General features: G+C 71.5%; 13 protein-coding genes and 1 pseudogene. 8 read left to right on the top strand and 6 right to left on the bottom strand.

What is annotated here, in order from left to right; genetic code table 11:
* Positions 1–23 precede the first annotated feature (23 nt).
* Positions 24–701, top strand: coding sequence for a helix-turn-helix domain-containing protein (locus AB0G15_RS25335; protein WP_362844249.1), 678 nt, complete (start codon positions 24–26; stop codon positions 699–701).
* A gap of 90 nt (positions 702–791) precedes the next feature.
* On the opposite strand, the gene AB0G15_RS25340 is transcribed toward AB0G15_RS25335, so the two are convergent.
* A complete protein-coding gene (locus AB0G15_RS25340) occupies positions 792–1211 on the bottom strand; it encodes a hypothetical protein (protein ID WP_362844252.1) in 420 nt (139 codons plus the stop codon).
* 133 nt (positions 1212–1344) lie between these two features.
* Between AB0G15_RS25340 and AB0G15_RS25345 the strand changes: the two genes are divergently transcribed.
* The 5 genes from AB0G15_RS25345 (at position 1345) to AB0G15_RS25365 (ending at position 7085) form a co-directional block, all read left to right on the top strand.
* Complete coding sequence (locus AB0G15_RS25345) at positions 1345–2727, top strand: BTAD domain-containing putative transcriptional regulator (protein WP_362844254.1); 1383 nt, start codon at positions 1345–1347, stop codon at positions 2725–2727.
* Positions 2727–4154, top strand: a complete 1428-nt coding sequence (locus AB0G15_RS25350) for a hypothetical protein (protein ID WP_362844256.1) — start codon at positions 2727–2729, stop codon at positions 4152–4154. Before AB0G15_RS25345 ends, AB0G15_RS25350 begins: the two co-directional genes overlap by 1 nt.
* Positions 4155–4457: 303 nt before the next feature.
* Complete coding sequence (locus AB0G15_RS25355; RefSeq protein WP_362844258.1) at positions 4458–5633, top strand: RNA ligase RtcB family protein; 1176 nt, start codon at positions 4458–4460, stop codon at positions 5631–5633.
* Entirely contained in the window at positions 5630–6262 is a 633-nt protein-coding gene (gene prfH, locus AB0G15_RS25360) for a peptide chain release factor H (protein ID WP_362844261.1), read from the top strand. The genes AB0G15_RS25355 and prfH overlap by 4 nt, the downstream gene beginning before the upstream one ends.
* Before the next feature lie 250 nt (positions 6263–6512).
* Positions 6513–7085 carry a DUF6461 domain-containing protein gene (locus AB0G15_RS25365; protein ID WP_362844264.1) on the top strand — a complete coding sequence of 191 codons (573 nt, stop codon included), beginning with the start codon at positions 6513–6515 and terminating at the stop codon, positions 7083–7085.
* Between the two features lie 225 nt (positions 7086–7310).
* On the opposite strand, the gene AB0G15_RS25370 is transcribed toward AB0G15_RS25365, so the two are convergent.
* Positions 7311–7526: a hypothetical protein gene (locus AB0G15_RS25370; protein ID WP_362844267.1), complete on the bottom strand. Its 216-nt coding sequence runs from the start codon at positions 7524–7526 to the stop codon at positions 7311–7313.
* A 27-nt stretch (positions 7527–7553) separates the two neighbouring features.
* A complete protein-coding gene (locus tag AB0G15_RS25375) occupies positions 7554–9893 on the bottom strand; it encodes an N-6 DNA methylase (protein WP_362844270.1) in 2340 nt (779 codons plus the stop codon).
* Between the two features lie 207 nt (positions 9894–10100).
* Between AB0G15_RS25375 and AB0G15_RS25380 the strand changes: the two genes are divergently transcribed.
* Positions 10101–10721, top strand: a complete 621-nt coding sequence (locus AB0G15_RS25380) for a glycoside hydrolase N-terminal domain-containing protein (protein WP_362844322.1) — start codon at positions 10101–10103, stop codon at positions 10719–10721.
* A gap of 193 nt (positions 10722–10914) precedes the next feature.
* Here the strand turns inward: AB0G15_RS25380 and AB0G15_RS25385 are convergent, their stop codons facing one another.
* From AB0G15_RS25385 to AB0G15_RS25395, 3 genes and pseudogenes are all read right to left on the bottom strand, one after another.
* The gene (locus AB0G15_RS25385; RefSeq protein ID WP_362844272.1) at positions 10915–11379 is read right to left on the bottom strand and encodes a VOC family protein; all 465 of its coding nucleotides are present in this window, start codon (positions 11377–11379) and stop codon (positions 10915–10917) included.
* 132 nt (positions 11380–11511) lie between these two features.
* On the bottom strand, positions 11512–11973 hold the full coding sequence (locus tag AB0G15_RS25390; RefSeq protein WP_362844274.1) for an SRPBCC family protein: 462 nt from the start codon (positions 11971–11973) through the stop codon (positions 11512–11514).
* Between the two features lie 260 nt (positions 11974–12233).
* A pseudogene (locus AB0G15_RS25395) lies at positions 12234–12530 on the bottom strand (metalloregulator ArsR/SmtB family transcription factor); the annotation flags it as partial.
* Positions 12531–12836: 306 nt separating this feature from the next.
* On the opposite strand from AB0G15_RS25395, the gene AB0G15_RS25400 reads away from it, so the two are divergent.
* Positions 12837–15458, top strand: coding sequence for a glycoside hydrolase family 97 catalytic domain-containing protein (locus AB0G15_RS25400; RefSeq protein ID WP_362844277.1), 2622 nt, complete (start codon positions 12837–12839; stop codon positions 15456–15458).
* The last annotated feature ends 264 nt before the right edge of the window (positions 15459–15722 follow it).

The raw sequence follows: 15722 nt of genomic DNA on the forward strand, positions 1-15722 counted from the left end.
CGGCCGAGCTTAGACTGCGGAGCATGGGCTCCTCGTACCACCAGTTCTGCCCGGTCGCCAAGGCCGTGGAACTCCTCGACGAACGCTGGACGCTGCTCGTCATCCGGGAGCTGGTGTGCGGGACCGAGCGTTTCAACGAGCTGCGTCGCGGCCTGCCGCGCATGTCCCCCACGCTCCTGTCCCGACGGCTGCACCGGCTCACACATGCCGGCATCGTGGAGAGGCACGCCGAGGACAACGACGTGCGATACGTCCTGACCCAGGCCGGCCACGAACTGCGACCGGTGGTCGAGGCACTCGCCGCCTGGGGCGTCCGCTGGATCGGAGAGCTGGGCGACGAGGACCTGGACCCGAAGCTGCTGCTGTGGGACATGCACCGCAACGTCGACCGGGCCGCCGTTCCGGACGGGCGGACGGTCATCGAGTTCCGGTTCCCGGACGTGCCGCCCGGCAGTCGCCACTGGTGGCTCGTGATCACACGTGGCGAGGTCGACGTCTGCGACACGGATCCTGGCCACGCCGTGACCGTGACGGTGACCGCCGGCCTGCGCAGCATGGTCGAGGTCTGGCGCGGCGACCTGAGCTGGTCGGACGCGCTGCGCGCCCACGCGGTCGAGGTGCGGGGTCCCGAAGCGCTCCGCCGCGCCGTGCCCCTGTGGTTCACGCTCCCTCGATGGGCCTCCGTGCCCCGGCCTGTCTAGCACGCGGGCGTCCCCCGATGGGCCTCCGTACCCCGGCCTGTCTAGTACGCGGGCGTCCGCCCTGTCAGGACGCTTTCCTTTCGGGACCGGTCAGTCGATGTAGTCGGTGATGGTGTTGACCGAGCAGGTCTCCGTGCCGCCGCGGTACATGCACAGGCGGTACTTGATCCAGTGGCGCTCGGTGTCGGACTTGTAGTCGCTGAAGGTGATCTCGGCCGCGTTGCCGCCGCTGGTGGTCACCTTGTGGGTGGAGTTCCACTTCCCCCCGGCGTACTGGGTCGTGTAGAGGAGCTTGGCCCACGTCGTGCCCGCCGCGGCCCGCAGCGTGAAGGAGTTGCGGCCCTTGGTCATGTTGTGGGTGCCCGAGTTGTACCAGACGATGGCGGCCATGTTGCCGCTCTGCTTGAGCTCGATGAACGAGGTGTACGCGCTGGCGGGCGTGGCGGTGGCGACGACGAGCCCGGCGGCGGCCGCGGCCACCAGGGCCCGGCTGAGGAGGTTGCTGCGCACGGTGGTTCCCCCAGGAGTTTCGGAGTGGTGCTCACGATGATCGCGGGACGCCGTACACACAGTTGACATGATCACTACGCATTCGCTACACAAGAGCCGCCTCAGCACGTAATAGGGGACGGACGGCACATCGATGCAGTTTTCGGTCTTCGGCCCTGTCGTGGTCGAGCGGGATGGCCTTCGCGTCTCCGTCCGTCGCTCACAGCGGCGCGGACTCCTGGCGTTGCTGCTGCTCAACGAGGGCCGACTGCTCTCCGTCGACGCCATCTCCGAGGCCCTGTGGGGCGGCGCCGCCCCGGCGACGGCCCGCCAGCAGATCCAGACCGGAATCCACGCCGTCCGCATGGCGCTGCGCGACCTCGGCGGCGAGGACGCCGTGATGGCCGGCCCCGCCGGGTACGGCATCGCCGCCGGGTACGGCACGCTCGACCTCGCCAGGTTCGAGGAGATGACCGGGCGCGCCCGCACGCTGCCACCCGCCGAGGCGGCCGGCATGCTCCGGCAGGCCCTGGCGCAGTGGCGCGGGCCCGCCCTGGCCGACGCGTCGGGCGCGTTCGTGGAGCCCGCCCGCAGCCGCCTGGAGGACCAGCGGCTGGCCGCCATCGAGGACCTCGCGCAGATCGAGCTGGCACGCGGCAACACCGAGGCCGCGCTCCAGGAGATCCGCCCGCTCGTCGAGACCCACCCGCTGCGCGAGCGGATCAGGGAGAGCCACATGCTGGCGCTCTACCGGGCCGGGCGGCCGACCGAGGCGCTGGAGAGTTTCCGCGACCTGCGGGCTCGCCTGGCCGAGGAGCACGGCCTCGCTCCCGGGCCCGCCCTCGTGGCCCTCCACCAGCGCATCATCGAGGCCGATCCGGCGCTGCTGCCGGGGCCGGTCGCCCGTACGCGCGGGAACCTGCCGGCCGACACGACCACCTTCGTCGGGCGGCGGGCCGAGGTCACCGAGGTCGCGCGGCTGCTGGCGGGGTCGCGGCTCGTCACGCTCACCGGCGTCGGCGGCGTCGGCAAGACCCGGCTGGCCGTCCATGTCGGCCGCGACCTGGCACCGCAGACCCCCGACGGCGTCTGGCTGGTCGACCTCTCCGGGCTGGGCGACCCCGGCCTGGTGGCCGAGACCGTCGGCGAGGCCCTCGGCGTGGCCGGGCAGACCGCCCGGCCGCCCGCCGACGAGCTGCGCGACCACCTCGCCGACCGGCGGACCCTGCTGATCCTGGACACCTGCGAGCACCTGGTGGATGCCTGCGCGCACCTCACCGAGTCGTTGCTGCGCGGCGCGCCCGGCCTGCGCGTCCTGGCCACCAGCCGCGAGGCCCTCGCCCTGCCCGGCGAGCGCGTGTACGCCGTGCGGCCGATGGCGGGCAGTGGCGACGGCGCCGCGCTGTTCGCCGAGCGGGCCAGGGACGTCGACCGCGAGTTCGCCCTCACCGCCACCACGACCAGGTCGCCCGGCTCTGCGACCGGCTCGACGGCATCCCCCTGGCGATCGAGCTGGCCGCCGTACGGCTGCGCGTGATGACGGTCGCCGAGATGCTGGAGCGCGTCGACGCGCGGTTCGCGCTGCTCGGTGGCACCCGTACGGCTCAGGCGCGGCACCAGACGCTGCGCACCGCCATCGAGTGGAGCCACCAGCTCTGCTCGGCCGGGGAGCGGGCGCTGTGGGCGCGGCTGTCGATTTTCCCCGGCACCTTCGACCTGCGCGCGGCCGAGGACGTCGGCGCGAGCGAGGACACCGCCGACGTATGGCGGGTGCTGGCCGGCCTGGTCGACAAGTCGATCGTGATGCGCGAGCACGACGGCCGGTACCGCCTGCTCGACGCGATCCGCGAGTTCGGCAGGGAGCGCCTGCGGGAGATCGGCGAGGAGGAGCGGTCCGCCCGGCTGCACCGCGACCACTACCACGCCCTCTCGCTGCGGTTCGAGGCCGAGTGGTTCGGCCCCGGCCAGGTCGAGTGGTGCGACCGCCTCCTGCGCGAGGACGCCAACCTGCGCGCCGCCCTCGACTTCGGTGTGAGCAGGTCCGGCGAGCACCTGCGCGCCCTTGAGCTGGCCGCCGCCCTGTGGCCCCTGTGGGCCGCGTGCGGCCGGTTGCGCGAGGGCCGCCACCACCTCGACCGCATCCTGGCCGCCGCCCCCGAGCCCTCCCCGCAGCGCACCAAGGCGCTGTGGGCCTGCGGCCACCTGACCGTGGGCCAGGGGGACCTCGCGGCCACCCGCCGCCTGGCCGCCGGTTGCCTGGCCGCCGCGACCTCGGTGATCGCCGAAGGCGCCGGGACCGTGGAGGCGGAGGACGCGCTGGTCTACGCTTCCCACCTCGAAGCGGTGGCGGCGACGCTGGCCGGGGAGCACGCCGTGGCCGAGGCCGCCACCCGGCGGGCCGTGGCCCGCCACCGCGAGGGCGACGGGCCGCCCGCCCGGCTGCTGACGCTGCTCATCTCGCGCGCGTTCGCGCTCCTGCACGCGGGCGACCCGCACGGCGCGCAGGCGACACTGGCCGAGCACCGCGCCGTGGCCGAGGGCCTGGGCGAGATCTGGACCCGGTCGTGGGGCGACTACATCGGCAGCCAGGTCGCCCTGGTCATGGGACGGCTCAACGAGGCGGCGGCGCTGGCGGCCGGCTCGCTGCGGGCCCGTTACCTGCTGCGCGACAGCCTCGGCATGGCCAACTGCGCCGACGCCCTCGCCCAGGTCGCGGTCGCGGCCGGCGACGGCGAGCGCGCCGCCCGGCTGCTGGGGCTGGGTCATCAGCTGTGGCGCGACTACGGCCACCCCCAGATGGGTTCCCCGGAGCTGCGCGACGCCCGCGCCCGCTGCGAGGCGGCGGCCCGCGCGCTGGCGGGGGACTCCCGGTACGAGGCCGGTTTCGCCGCGGGCGCCGCACTCGGCCTGGCCGAGGCCGTCGAGTACTGCGAGGGCCCCACCGGCTGCCTCACGCCCGGCTGAGGACGACGAACTCGCACGCGGGGTCGTGCGGCAGGGCCGGCACCCCGTCGACGACGAAGCCGGTCACGACCGAGGTCCCGGCCTGCCAGACGCACAGGCCCGTACGGCCGAAAACCGCTTGCCTCGCGTGGCGAGCTCGGGGAACGTGGTGTCCATGACGCTCTGACGGACAGCACCCCGCCCCCGAGACGCCACGGCGGGATGCCACGGCGCCGACGCGCCCCGTAACGCTGTCAGCCCATGCCTTCTGAGAGCCCATGCCCTTTGAGCCTTTGAGAGCCCATGCCCTTCGAGAGAGCCTCCTTGTCGCAACAACACTCCCCGCCGTCCACCGCGGCCACGGGTTCGGCCACCGTCACCGTGTTCGCCTCCCCCACGAGCTGGATCGAGTCCGACGCCCTCGCGCAGTGCCACCAGGTGGCCGCCCTCGACGGCATGACGCACGTCGCCGCCATGCCCGACCTGCACCCCGGCAAGGGGGCCCCCATCGGCGCCGCCATGGCGTCGACCGTGCTGTACCCGTTCCTGGTGGGCTCCGACATCGGGTGCGGCATCGCGGTGTTCCCCATGAAGCTCAAGCGCGCCGTACCCGAGAAACTCGCCGCCCGCTTCCCCGACCTCGATCGCGCGCTGGATCCCGAGCGGGACGCCGGCGACCCGGCCTGGGCCGTGGTGAAGGGCGACATTCCCGCCGGTCACACCGAAGGCCTCGGGACGGTCGGCCGGGGCAATCACTTCGTCGAGCTGGCACGGATCGGCACCGTCTTCGAGCCGGGCCACGCGAGCCGTCTCGGACTCGCCGAGGGCGACCTGGTTCTCATCGTCCACAGCGGTTCCCGGGGGCTGGGCGAGCGGATCCTGCGGGCGCACACCGAGGTCCACGGCGCGGGTCCCGCCCCCGATCCCGGCGCCTATCTGGCGATGCACGACGACGCCGTACGCTGGGGATCGCTCAACCGGCGGCTGATGGCCGCCCGGGTCGCCCATGCCCTGGGGTCCGAGCCCGCCGAGCCGCTCGTCGACCAGTGCCACAACCTGGTCGAGATCCGCGACGGGGTCTACCTGCACCGCAAGGGGGCGGCGCCGGGCGACGGCAACGACGTGCTCATCGCCGGTACGCGAGGCACCCCTTCCTATCTCGTGGCCGCCCATGCCGGACCGGACGCCAACCATTCCGTCGCGCACGGCGCGGGCCGCAAGATGTCGCGTGCGGACGCCCTGCGCCGGGGCCGGGCCAAGCACACGGTCGAGGAGCTGCGCCGCACGCCGGTGGGGTCGCTGGTGGTGTGCGGAGACCGCCAGCTGCTCTTCGAGGAGGCGCCGACGGCCTACAAGCGCATCGAGCAGGTGATCGCCGACCTCGCCGACCACGATTTGGCCACGCCCGTGGCCACCACGGTCCCTCTGGTCACCTACAAGACGCCCGACCTCGGGTCCACGCCCCAGCGGGACCGCCGCCGGAAGCGAGGCCGGTCGTGAGCGCGCAGGCGAGGCCGGCGGTGAGCGTCCACCTGCTCCTGTCGGCCGGGCGTGGCCCGCAGGAATGCGCCTGGGCGCTGGCCCGGCTGCTGCGCCGCCTGGAAACCGACGCCACCCGGCGGAATCTGGAGACACATCGGGCCGAGACCGTTCCCGGCGACCGGCCCGGCACCTACCGGTCGGTCCTGATCCGGATGTCGGGAGCCGGCGCCGAGGCGTTCGCCGCCTCGTGGACCGGGACCCTGTGCTGGCAGGCCCCCAGCCCGTACCGGGCCGGCACGGGGCGGAAGAACTGGTACGTCATCGCCCGGCCGTGCGAGGTCGGCACCCCGCGCACGACGTTCGCGGAAGCCGACGTCGACATCGTCGCCTGCCGCACCGGCGGCCCCGGCGGCCAGCATCGGAACAAGGCCAGCACGGCGGTGCGGGCGACCCACCGGCCCTCGGGGATCGTCGTCGTGGTCGACACCGAGCGGCGGTTCAGCCTCAACCGCGGCATCGCCATGCGGCTGCTGCGACAGCGCATCGAGCACGGCGACGAGGAGGCGGGGCGCGCCGCCGTCACCGCCCGATGGCGCATCCACGACGAGCTCGTACGCGGCACCCCCACCCGTGTCGAACGTCCGTGAACGTCGTGGCGTCCTGAAGCCGCGGCTCGGAGCGGCTGAGCCGGGAGAGGGTGAACAACCAGGCCGCCGACGATTCCTCTCCTCCCGTTTCAAGCGACTCCCCATCATTCGCTCCCGAACTGCCCGGCCGGGAGGATGAAAAGGCTCACCGATCGCCGGCATCCTGAGTTCACGCCGCATTACGCCCGGCCCCATCGGCCGGTGACGACCGGATTCCGTGTCTGTCGGTGGCGGCTGGCAGCATGACGACATGACCATCCGGCCCATTGACGTCTCCTGGCTCCGCGGCGAATACGGCGAGGAGTGCTACAGCTTCATCTACATACGCGCCACGCCGGAACAGGTGGTCGCCCGCCTCGGCGGTCGATGGGAGGACTTCACGCCGGGCCCCCTCCCCGAAGACCCGGATGACTACCCGACTTCCGGGGAACCTCTCGGCGTCACCTCCATCGGCGATTGGACGTTCGTCTTCGACACTGACTGGCTCGGCACCTGCGAGGACGTGATCACCAAACTTTCCGAGGGCACCCGCCTCGTCTCCCAGGCCGCACTCAGCGTCAAAGGTCTGGACTACTTCCACTGGTGTGAGAACGGCGAGATCCGATTCTGCTACGGATTCGACGAAGAACCTCCGGAAGAGGAGCCGGACGAAATCGCGGACGTGATGGCGGAGATCGACAGGCTTTACCCGTCGTCCTCCTCTATGTACGAAGGGCCGGCTTTTCTGCTCGTCGAGCACCTGACCGGGATCAGGGTGACGGAACAACTGCTGAGGGGCTCCACGTTCATGTGGGGCGTCGTCCCGGAACCATCCGGGTCGTAACGCCGGCCGCCGGTGAATGTTCTCGCGTTCGAAGGGCTTCGAAGGGCTTCAAAGGGCGAGGACGGCTCTGAACAGCCGGCCTGCGCGAAGAGGGTGACAGCGGATTTCCGCGGGACTCGCCAGGTTGAACCGCGCCGGAGCACATCAAAGCCTCCAGCGGTCCCGGCGCGGTTCAGTGTCCGGTGCCTGCCTTCCGCCTTCGTTCGGTCAGGAGACGCCGGAGGGTCATCGCGGTCCTTGGGCCGCGGCCAGGACCGCCAGGCACAGGATCATCGCCGCGGCGAACGCGCCACCGCTCATCAGTGCCGAATCGGCGAGCCCCGCGCCGGTCTGGCTCTTCAGTATGCCCGCGACCAGGGCGATCACCAGGGAGAAGAGCCCCGCGATCGCCAGCCAGAGGGACCTGGTGGCACTCGGGCCGGTGGGAGGTTGCGGGTCCATACGAGGTTTCCTTCCTCAGAGACGGGGTCATGCCGGGTCGAGAGCGAGCGCCCCGCTCATGAGGCCCTCGGTCAGCAGGGCGCGGGCGTCCGTGGCGGCCGTGACCAGCCGCCGGTGAAGTGAGATCTGCAGGTCGAGATCGTGGAGCAGGGTGGCGACGCGCCGCTGCACGGCCATCGGGGGCAGCGTCACCGGTAGCTCTCCGAACGAGTGGGTGCTGATGGAGCGCGCTCCCGCCGTGGCCGAGCGGTCGTACACCCAGTCGAGCGCGTCCTGCTGCGACAGGAGGCCGAGCAGGTAGCGCGGATCGACGGCCTCCGGCCGGTGCGCGCGCAGGCGGAACAGGTTGTGGTGCGGCAGCCAGCCGTGGTGCTCATCGCGTACCAACGCGGGAGGGACCAGCGCGCCGGAGCGGATGCAGACGATGTCGCCCGGTTGAAGGAGGTAGCGCTCGTACGACGCGGCGAACTCGGCCGGGATTCTCTCCTGGCTGGAAGCGGTGATGTGGCCCTCCCGCAGATGCCTGGGCCGCACCATGGGGATGGCGCCGTCCGGCACGCGTCGCTCGTCACGCAGGCGCGAGTACGAGAGACCCGCCTGGATCTCACACACCTCCGCCAGTGTCGTACGGGTCCAGCCGTCCGAGATGGAGGCGAACGAGCCCCCGCTCCCCCGGGCGAGCGCCGCCGCGTTCGCGACGACCGCCCGGCCCGCCTCGTTCGCCTGAATCTGCGTCCTGGCCAGCAGTTCGAACGCGTCCGCGACGGTGCTCAGCCCTTTGGCCGCGTCGTTCGGCGGCTCGTCGGCGAGATAGTCGGCGGGGTTGAGTGAGGAGTCGCGGGCGTGGATTTCGTCGGGCCGGACCGCGACACCGAGACTGTCGCCCGCCTCGTACCCGCCGTCCGGGGCCTGGCCGTCACGCCACCGCCGGTACGTGGTCACGATCGCGTTCAGGTCTTCCGGCGGCAGGGTCCGGTGGTCGCGGGATCTCGCCGCTCGCTCCCGCGCGTCGATGAGGAGCACCGGCGCGCCGGGAGTGCCCGGCCGGCGCAGCAACCACACGGACACGGGCACGTCGGTGGCGGCGAACAGCCGGCCCGGCAGGGCGATCACACACTCGACCACCCCGGCGTCCACCATGTTGCGGCGGATGTCCCGCTCGGCCTGGTTGGCGGACGTCCCGGCGCTCTGCGGCATGATCACAGCCGCCCTGCCGCCGACTTCCAGCGATCGCGGGACGTACTGCAACCAGGCGAAGTTGTCGTTCCCCGCCGGCGGCGCGCCGTACGGCCAGGCTGTCCGGGTCCTCTTTCCCGTCGTCGAGCCCATGTTGAACGGCGGGTTCGTGACGATCACGTCCGCCCGCACCGGCGGCCGGTTCCCGCGTACCTCCCACGGAGTGGCCGTGCCGACTTCCAGGATCGCGTCGGCACCGTGCAGGGCGAGGTTCATCGCGGCGTACCGGAGGGTCTCCAGGCGCGGGCTCTCGCCGCGCACGTCCGTGTTCCCGCCCGCCGCGGCGGCGGTCGCGACCAGCAGCTCGCCTCCGCGGGCGTACGGGTCGTAGATGCGTCTGATCTTGGCGGCACCGGAGACGACGAGGTCGGCCATGAGCCTGGTCAGCGCGGGAGGCGTGAAGAACTCGCCGCTGCGCAGCGCGACCTGCTCCTCGTACCTGCCAAGGAGCCGCTCGTACGTCTCGCGTCCGAGGCCGGCGGAGAGATCGACGACTCGCCTGAGTTCCTGGCCGGTACGTGGGGTCAGCCGCACCAGGGAGTCCTGCAGCCCCGGGGGCACACCGCGGCGGCGCAGCGCCTCGTCGGCCGCGTGCCCGATGTTCCGGAGCAGGTCTTTGGCCTGCTTCGCGCCATCGGCGCGGACGGGCTGCTCGTGCAACCTCGTCCAGCGCTCCGGCTCGGCCACGCGCAGGAAGTTGAGCGTGAGCAGCAGGGCCAGGTAGTCCGCCATGGCAGCGGAGCCCCTGATCGCGTCCGCCATCGCCAGCAGCTCGTGCAGCCGTCGTGCGTACCCCTCACCGGGTGAATCCCCGGGTGAATTCCCGGCCGCGGGAGGCGGCTGGTTGTCGGGCAGACCGCGTCGTACCCGGTCGCCGTACGTGGTGCCGGGGGGCTCGTCACCGATCAACCTGTTGGCCGGGACGCGGCGCGCGTCCAACCAGGCGAGCACGCTCTGGAGCCGGAAGTACTCGGCTTCCCCCGCCGACACGGGCCTGGGGAAGTCCGCGTGCCGCCTCTCCCAGTTCGTGACGGCCGGACGGGCCACCTTGGCCCACTCCGCGATCTCCGTTCGAGTGATCAGCCGACGGGTGTCACCCGTCTCCGCTCGCGTCTCTCGTCGCTGTGCCATGAGCAGACTGTAGAGGGAGCCGGGAGTGCCGCGTCCTTATGAGCACTACCAGTGCGCGATGTAGCGTCGGCCGTTGCGCGGCTGCGGCGCGCGTCACCGTGAATGTCTTCATATCCCTGATCTGCGGGAAAGTTCGCCGGACAGACGTCTAGACGGGCATCTGGTCAACCTTGACGATGGAGGAATTTTCAAAAATAAGGTTAACAGATTGGCGGGGCAACGGGACATCTACGAACGAGCACCACGGGGTACCGCCGCGAGCTGAGCCTACGCGAGGCCGTGGCCAGGGTCGGCTACGCGGCGGGAGGCGTCGAGTACACCCGCGAGTACTTCGCCGGCAACCCCGGCAACGTGATCGTGGCCCGGATCTCGGCCAACCAGACCGGCCGGGTGTCGTTCACGCTGCGGCACACCTCACCGCGTACCGACAAGACCGTGACCGCCTCGAACGGCCGGCTCACCATCCGCGGCCGACTCGCCGACAACGGCCTGCGGTTCGAGGCCCAGGTGCAGGTGGTCAAGCAGGGCGGCACCCGCACGGACTCCGGAGACCGTGTCACCGTGTCCGGGGCCGAGAGCGTGATGCTGGTGCTGTCGGCGGGCACCGACTACTCCGACGGCTACCCCGCCTACCGGGGCGCCGACCCGCAGGCCGGGGTCACCTCGCGGGTGACGACGGCGGCACCGGCTGGTCCAAGGCATGGAAGATCAGCTTCTGGGCCCGGCTGCTCGGCGGCACCCGCGCCCACAAGCCGCTCAGCGAACAGCTCAAGTCCTCCACGCTGGACAACCTGTGGGACACCTACGCGACGGTGTCCACGACGTTGAGCGGGTCGGCCTCCGGACCTCTGTATCCGGTCTTCGTCGGCAGCGCACCAACTACCTGTTCGACATCGACACCTTCACCGTCGCGACGTGAGGTGACGTCGGTCCGTCCCCGGGCCGGTGGCCGCCCGGGGATGGCACTGCCGCTCCGGCCGAGTCGCGCGAACGCCGGGTACATCAGCTGTGAAAGACGTCCTCAGACGCGCCAGGGCATGTGCTGGAGGGTCCAGGTGTTGCCGTCCGGGTCGGTGAAGGCGGCGTAGTGGACACCGCCCAGGTCCTCGACCGGGCCCACGTCCGCGCCGCGTTCGATGAGTGCCGCGCGGGCCTCCTCGATGTCGCTCACCACCAGGTGCAGGCCGCGCAGCGTGCCGACCGGCATGTCGAGGGACGGGACGCCCTCGGTCAGGGTGATCGAGCAGGCCGAGCCCGGCGGGGTGAGCTGGACGATCCGGACCCCGTCCGCGGGCCGTACGTCGACGTCCACGTGGAAGCCGAGGCGGTCGGCGTAGAAGGCTTTGGCCCGGTCGATGTCCTTGACGGGCACCGGGACGAGTTCGAGGAGAAACGTGCCGGGAGGGACGGGAGGGGTGGTGAGGCCGGCCGGGACGTCGGCGATGTCGGCCGGGATCTCGGTCTGCGTGGGCTGGGCGTCGGTCATCGCGGCTTGCCTCTCAGGTCGGTCATCGCGGCTCGCCTTTGACGGTCGGTCATCGCGACTCGCCTTGTAGGTCGGTCGTCACAGCTCGTCTTTCGCGGCCGGGCGTCACGGGCCGCCGGTCACGGCCGGGCGTCACGGGCCGCCGTTCGCGGACGTCTCGTCGAGCATCTCGGCGAGACGGTCGTACGCCTCGCCCGCGCCGCGTTCCATGGGGGTGCGGAGGATGCCGTCGCGGGCCTCGCGTGAGGGGTAGCGCACCGTGGTGGTCATCGCGGTCCGGCCGTCCTGCTCGTCGAAGACGGTGGTGACGAGGGCCTCGCCCTCCTCCCATCCGTCGTGGACCTCGCTCTGGACCAGCCGGCCGGGCGCGTCGACCTCGTGGAACAACCCGCTCTGGCCCAGCTCGGCACCCTCGGGCCCGTGCGACACGAAGCGCCAGGCACCGCCTGGGCGCAGGTCGATCTCGCAGACGACGAGGTGCCAGCCGCGTGCGCCGTGCCATCGGCGGAGCAGCTCGGGGCGGGTGAACGCGTCGAAGACGAGCCGGCGGGGCGCGGCGAACGTCCGGGTGAGCACGAGGTCGGTGTCGGACACCGCCCGCACCGTCAGACCTTCGGCCCGCTCCTGCCGCGCCATCACGGGCGCTTCCGCTCGGCGGTGTTCGTCGCTTCGCCGGGCCGCGGGCTCTCCTGTCCTGCGGCGTCCGCTTCACCGGGCCGCGGGCTCTTCTGTCCTGCGGCATTCGCTTCGCCAGGCCACGGGCTCTCCCGTTCGGCGGTGTTCGCGCTACCGGGCCACGCGCTCTCCCGTTCGACCGCGTTCGCTTCGCCGGTCTCAAGCTCGCCGAGCAGGTCGTCCAGCCTCTGGTAGCTCTCCTCCCAGTAGGAACGGTAGTTCGCCAGCCAGTCCACGGCGTCCTTGAGCCGGCCGGCCTCCAGGCGGCAGGGCCTGCGCTGCGCGTCGCGTCCGCGGGAGATCAGTCCGGCGCGCTCCAGCACCCGCAGGTGTTTGGAGATGCCCGGCTGGCTCATCGCGAACGGCGCGGCCAGCTCGGTCACCGTGGCCTCGCCCTCCATCAACCGGGTCAAGATCGCTCGCCGGGTCGGGTCGGCCAGCGCGGCGAACGTCGCGTCGAGAACGTCGGCAGACACTTTTATTACCTTCCGGTTCTATAACTATTTGGTTTTATACTGCGCCGGGTCCGGCGCTGTCAAGGACCTCGAGCCCTACCTGCGGTAACAGGGTTCCAGCCGGATCGGCTTCTGCCGGTCGTGTCGTCGCCCTTTCGATCCGGCGCTCCGGCCCCTGCCCCTCCGCGACGCACCGACGAATAGTCGGATCGTCCAGCCAGTCCACCGGTTCCACCATTCCTGCGGCCTTCAGCTGGGCTCATAGTTACCTCACCTGAGCGGATACACCCTGGTGAAGTCCATCCCCCCTTCCTGACCGGAGGCGAAATGCCGCAGCGAAACGGCCCTCACCGCCCAGTCCTGATCGCCGCACTGGCCATGGCGGCGATACTCCTCAGCCTTCTCGCGACGCCTCCCGCGTTCGCGCTGACGACCCGTGGCGTGAGCTCGCCGAACGGGCAGATCACCTTCACCGTCACCGAGCAGGCGCAGGGAGCGCTGACGTTCGCGGTGACGGCCGGGAGCACCTCGGTCTTCGGGGAGTCGCCCCTGGGCATCGCCACCTCGGCGGCCGATCTGCGGTCCGGGCTCGGCTTCGCGGGAGAGTCCCGCAGGTCGATCGACACGACCTACACGTTGCCCGCCGGGACCAAGCCGTCGTACCGCGACCACGCGAACGAGCTGGTGCTGCGGTACGCCAAGTCGGGCCGGACGCTGGAGCTGGTGATCCGGGCCTACGACGACGGCGTCGCCTACCGGTACCGGCTGCCGGGGAGCGGCGCGGTGTCGATCACGGACGAGGCCGGCGGGTGGCGCCTGCCGACGACGACCGGCGGGTGGGCCGCCCCCTGGAACGGGAACTACGAGCAGGACTACACCTACCGGAACGCCTCCCAGCTGAACTCCGGCACGGAACTCACCATGCCGCTGCTGGCGTCGATCGACGACAACGCCTACTTCACGGTGATCACCGAGGCCGAGGTGGTGAACGCGAACGCCTCCTACGTGCCGTCCCTGCTGAAGGGCAGCGGCGCCGGGGACGGGCTGCTGAACCTGGAGCGGACGCCGGACCAGGCGTTCCCGATCTCGGCGACGTACCCGTTCCAGACGCCGTGGCGGGTGGCGATCATCGCGAAGGGCGTCGACCCGCTCTACAACTCGGACCTGGTGCAGCACCTGAACCCGCCGGCGACGACCGCCGCCTCCTGGGTGCGCCCGGGGCGCGCCGCCTGGTCGTGGTACGCGGACGGGGACAGCGCCGCCGACCTCGACAAGCAGAAGGAGTACGTCGACTTCGCCGAGTCGATGGGCTTCGAGTACGTGACCATGGACTGCTGCTACGACCGTGCGACGGACCTTCCGGCGATCGCGTCCTACGCCAAGCGGCACGGGGTCGACATGTTCGCCTGGGTCAACGCCGAGCCGTTCGCCGACCCGGCCGTCGCGGACGCGCTGATGGCCGAGCACAAGGACTACGGCGTCAAGGGCCTCAAGGTCGACTTCTTCCTGCGGGACTCGAAGGAGGCGATGGGCTGGTACCAGTCGATCGGCAAGGCCGCGGGCGACAACGAGATGATGATCACCTTCCACGGCAACACCAAGCCGGGCGGCGAGAACCGTACCTGGCCGTGGCTGGTGACGACGGAGGCGGTGGCCGGGACCGAGCACTACCTGTACCCGCCGCCCACGACCGCCCGCCAGGACGTCACCTATCCGTTCGTCCGGAACATGCTCGGCGGCATGGACTACACGCCGACGATGATCTCGGAGAACGCGTCGATCCTCACGCAGGGCCACACGCTCGCGCAGGCCGTCGTGTACACCTCCGCGATGGTCAACTACGCGGACTCGGCCGCGGCCTACGAGCAGTGGGACGGCCGTCACCTGATGCGCGCTCTCCCGACGACGTGGGACGAGACGAAGGTCGTCGAGGGATTCCCCGGAGATCACATCACGGTCGCCCGCCGCTCGGGCGCCGACTGGTTCGTCGGCGCGATGACGTCGCCGGCCAGGACCGCCACGGTCCCGCTGTCGTTCCTCGGCTCGGGCACGCACACCGCGACGATCTTCTCCGACGACGGTTCGGGACGGCTCACCACGTCGACCCGGACCGTCACGAGCGCGACCACGCTCTCGCTGCCGATGATCGCCACGGGCGGGGTCTCGGTGCACATCTCGAAGACCCCCCTGCCGAAGATCGGGTCCGGTGACACGCGGTACGAGGCGGAGAGCGCGGCCAACACGCGCGGCGGCGCCGCCGGGATCCACCCCTGCAAGGGGTGCTCCGGCGGGCAGAAGGTCGGCGACCTCGGGGCCGGCGGTTCGGTGCGGTTCAACGGCGTGACGGCCGCGACCGCGGGCACGCACCGGCTGACCTTCACCTACACCTCGGGCGACCCGCGTTCGGTGCGGGTTCAGGTCAACGGCGCCACCGTCTCGACGGAGAACGTCAAGGACTCCGGCGGCTGGGAGCACGTGGGCAAGTGGTCGCTCGATGTACCGCTCAACGCCGGCGCGAACACCGTCACGTTCCTGAACGACGGCGCTCACGCCCCGGACATCGACGCGTTGACGATCGCGCGTACGGTCCAGGCGGAGGCGCCGGTGAACATCCGGGAGGGCGGAGCCGCCGTGGACATGTGTTCGGGATGCGGAAGCGGGGCCGGGGTGTCGGGGCTGGCGGACGGGTCGGTCTCGGTGCGCGTCGACGCCGTCTCGGCCGGCGACAAGACGGTGCGGATCGACTACGCCTCGGCGACCGCCGGCTCGATCGAGGTGGCGGTGAACGGCGGAGCCCCGATCACCGTGCCGCTGCACGCGACGGGGAGCGACGACACCCCCGCGACGGCGACCGTCGGGCTCCCGTTGAACCCCGGCGCGAACACGATCGTGTTCGGGAACGCCTCCGGGGCGTCGGTGACCGTCGACTCGGTCGGCACGGTGCTGTGAGCCGGGCGGGGCGGCGATCGCCGGCCCGGTCCACGCGGGATACGGGCCGGGCGGGGCGGCGATCGTCGGCTCGGCCCGCGCGGAGATCCGGGCCGGGCAGGGCGATGATCGTCGGCTCGGCCCGCGCGGAGATCCGGGCCGGGCGGGGCGGTGGCCGCCGGCCCGGCGGTGCGGGCCCGGCGCAGCACCGCCCCGCCTACACCGTCGGATCGTCCATCCCCTACCTGCGAAAGCCCATTTCACGAAGAATCACCCGGCCGATAG

The organism is Streptosporangium sp. NPDC023825 (genome assembly GCF_040639575.1).
In the GTDB taxonomy this organism is placed as follows: domain Bacteria; phylum Actinomycetota; class Actinomycetes; order Streptosporangiales; family Streptosporangiaceae; genus Streptosporangium.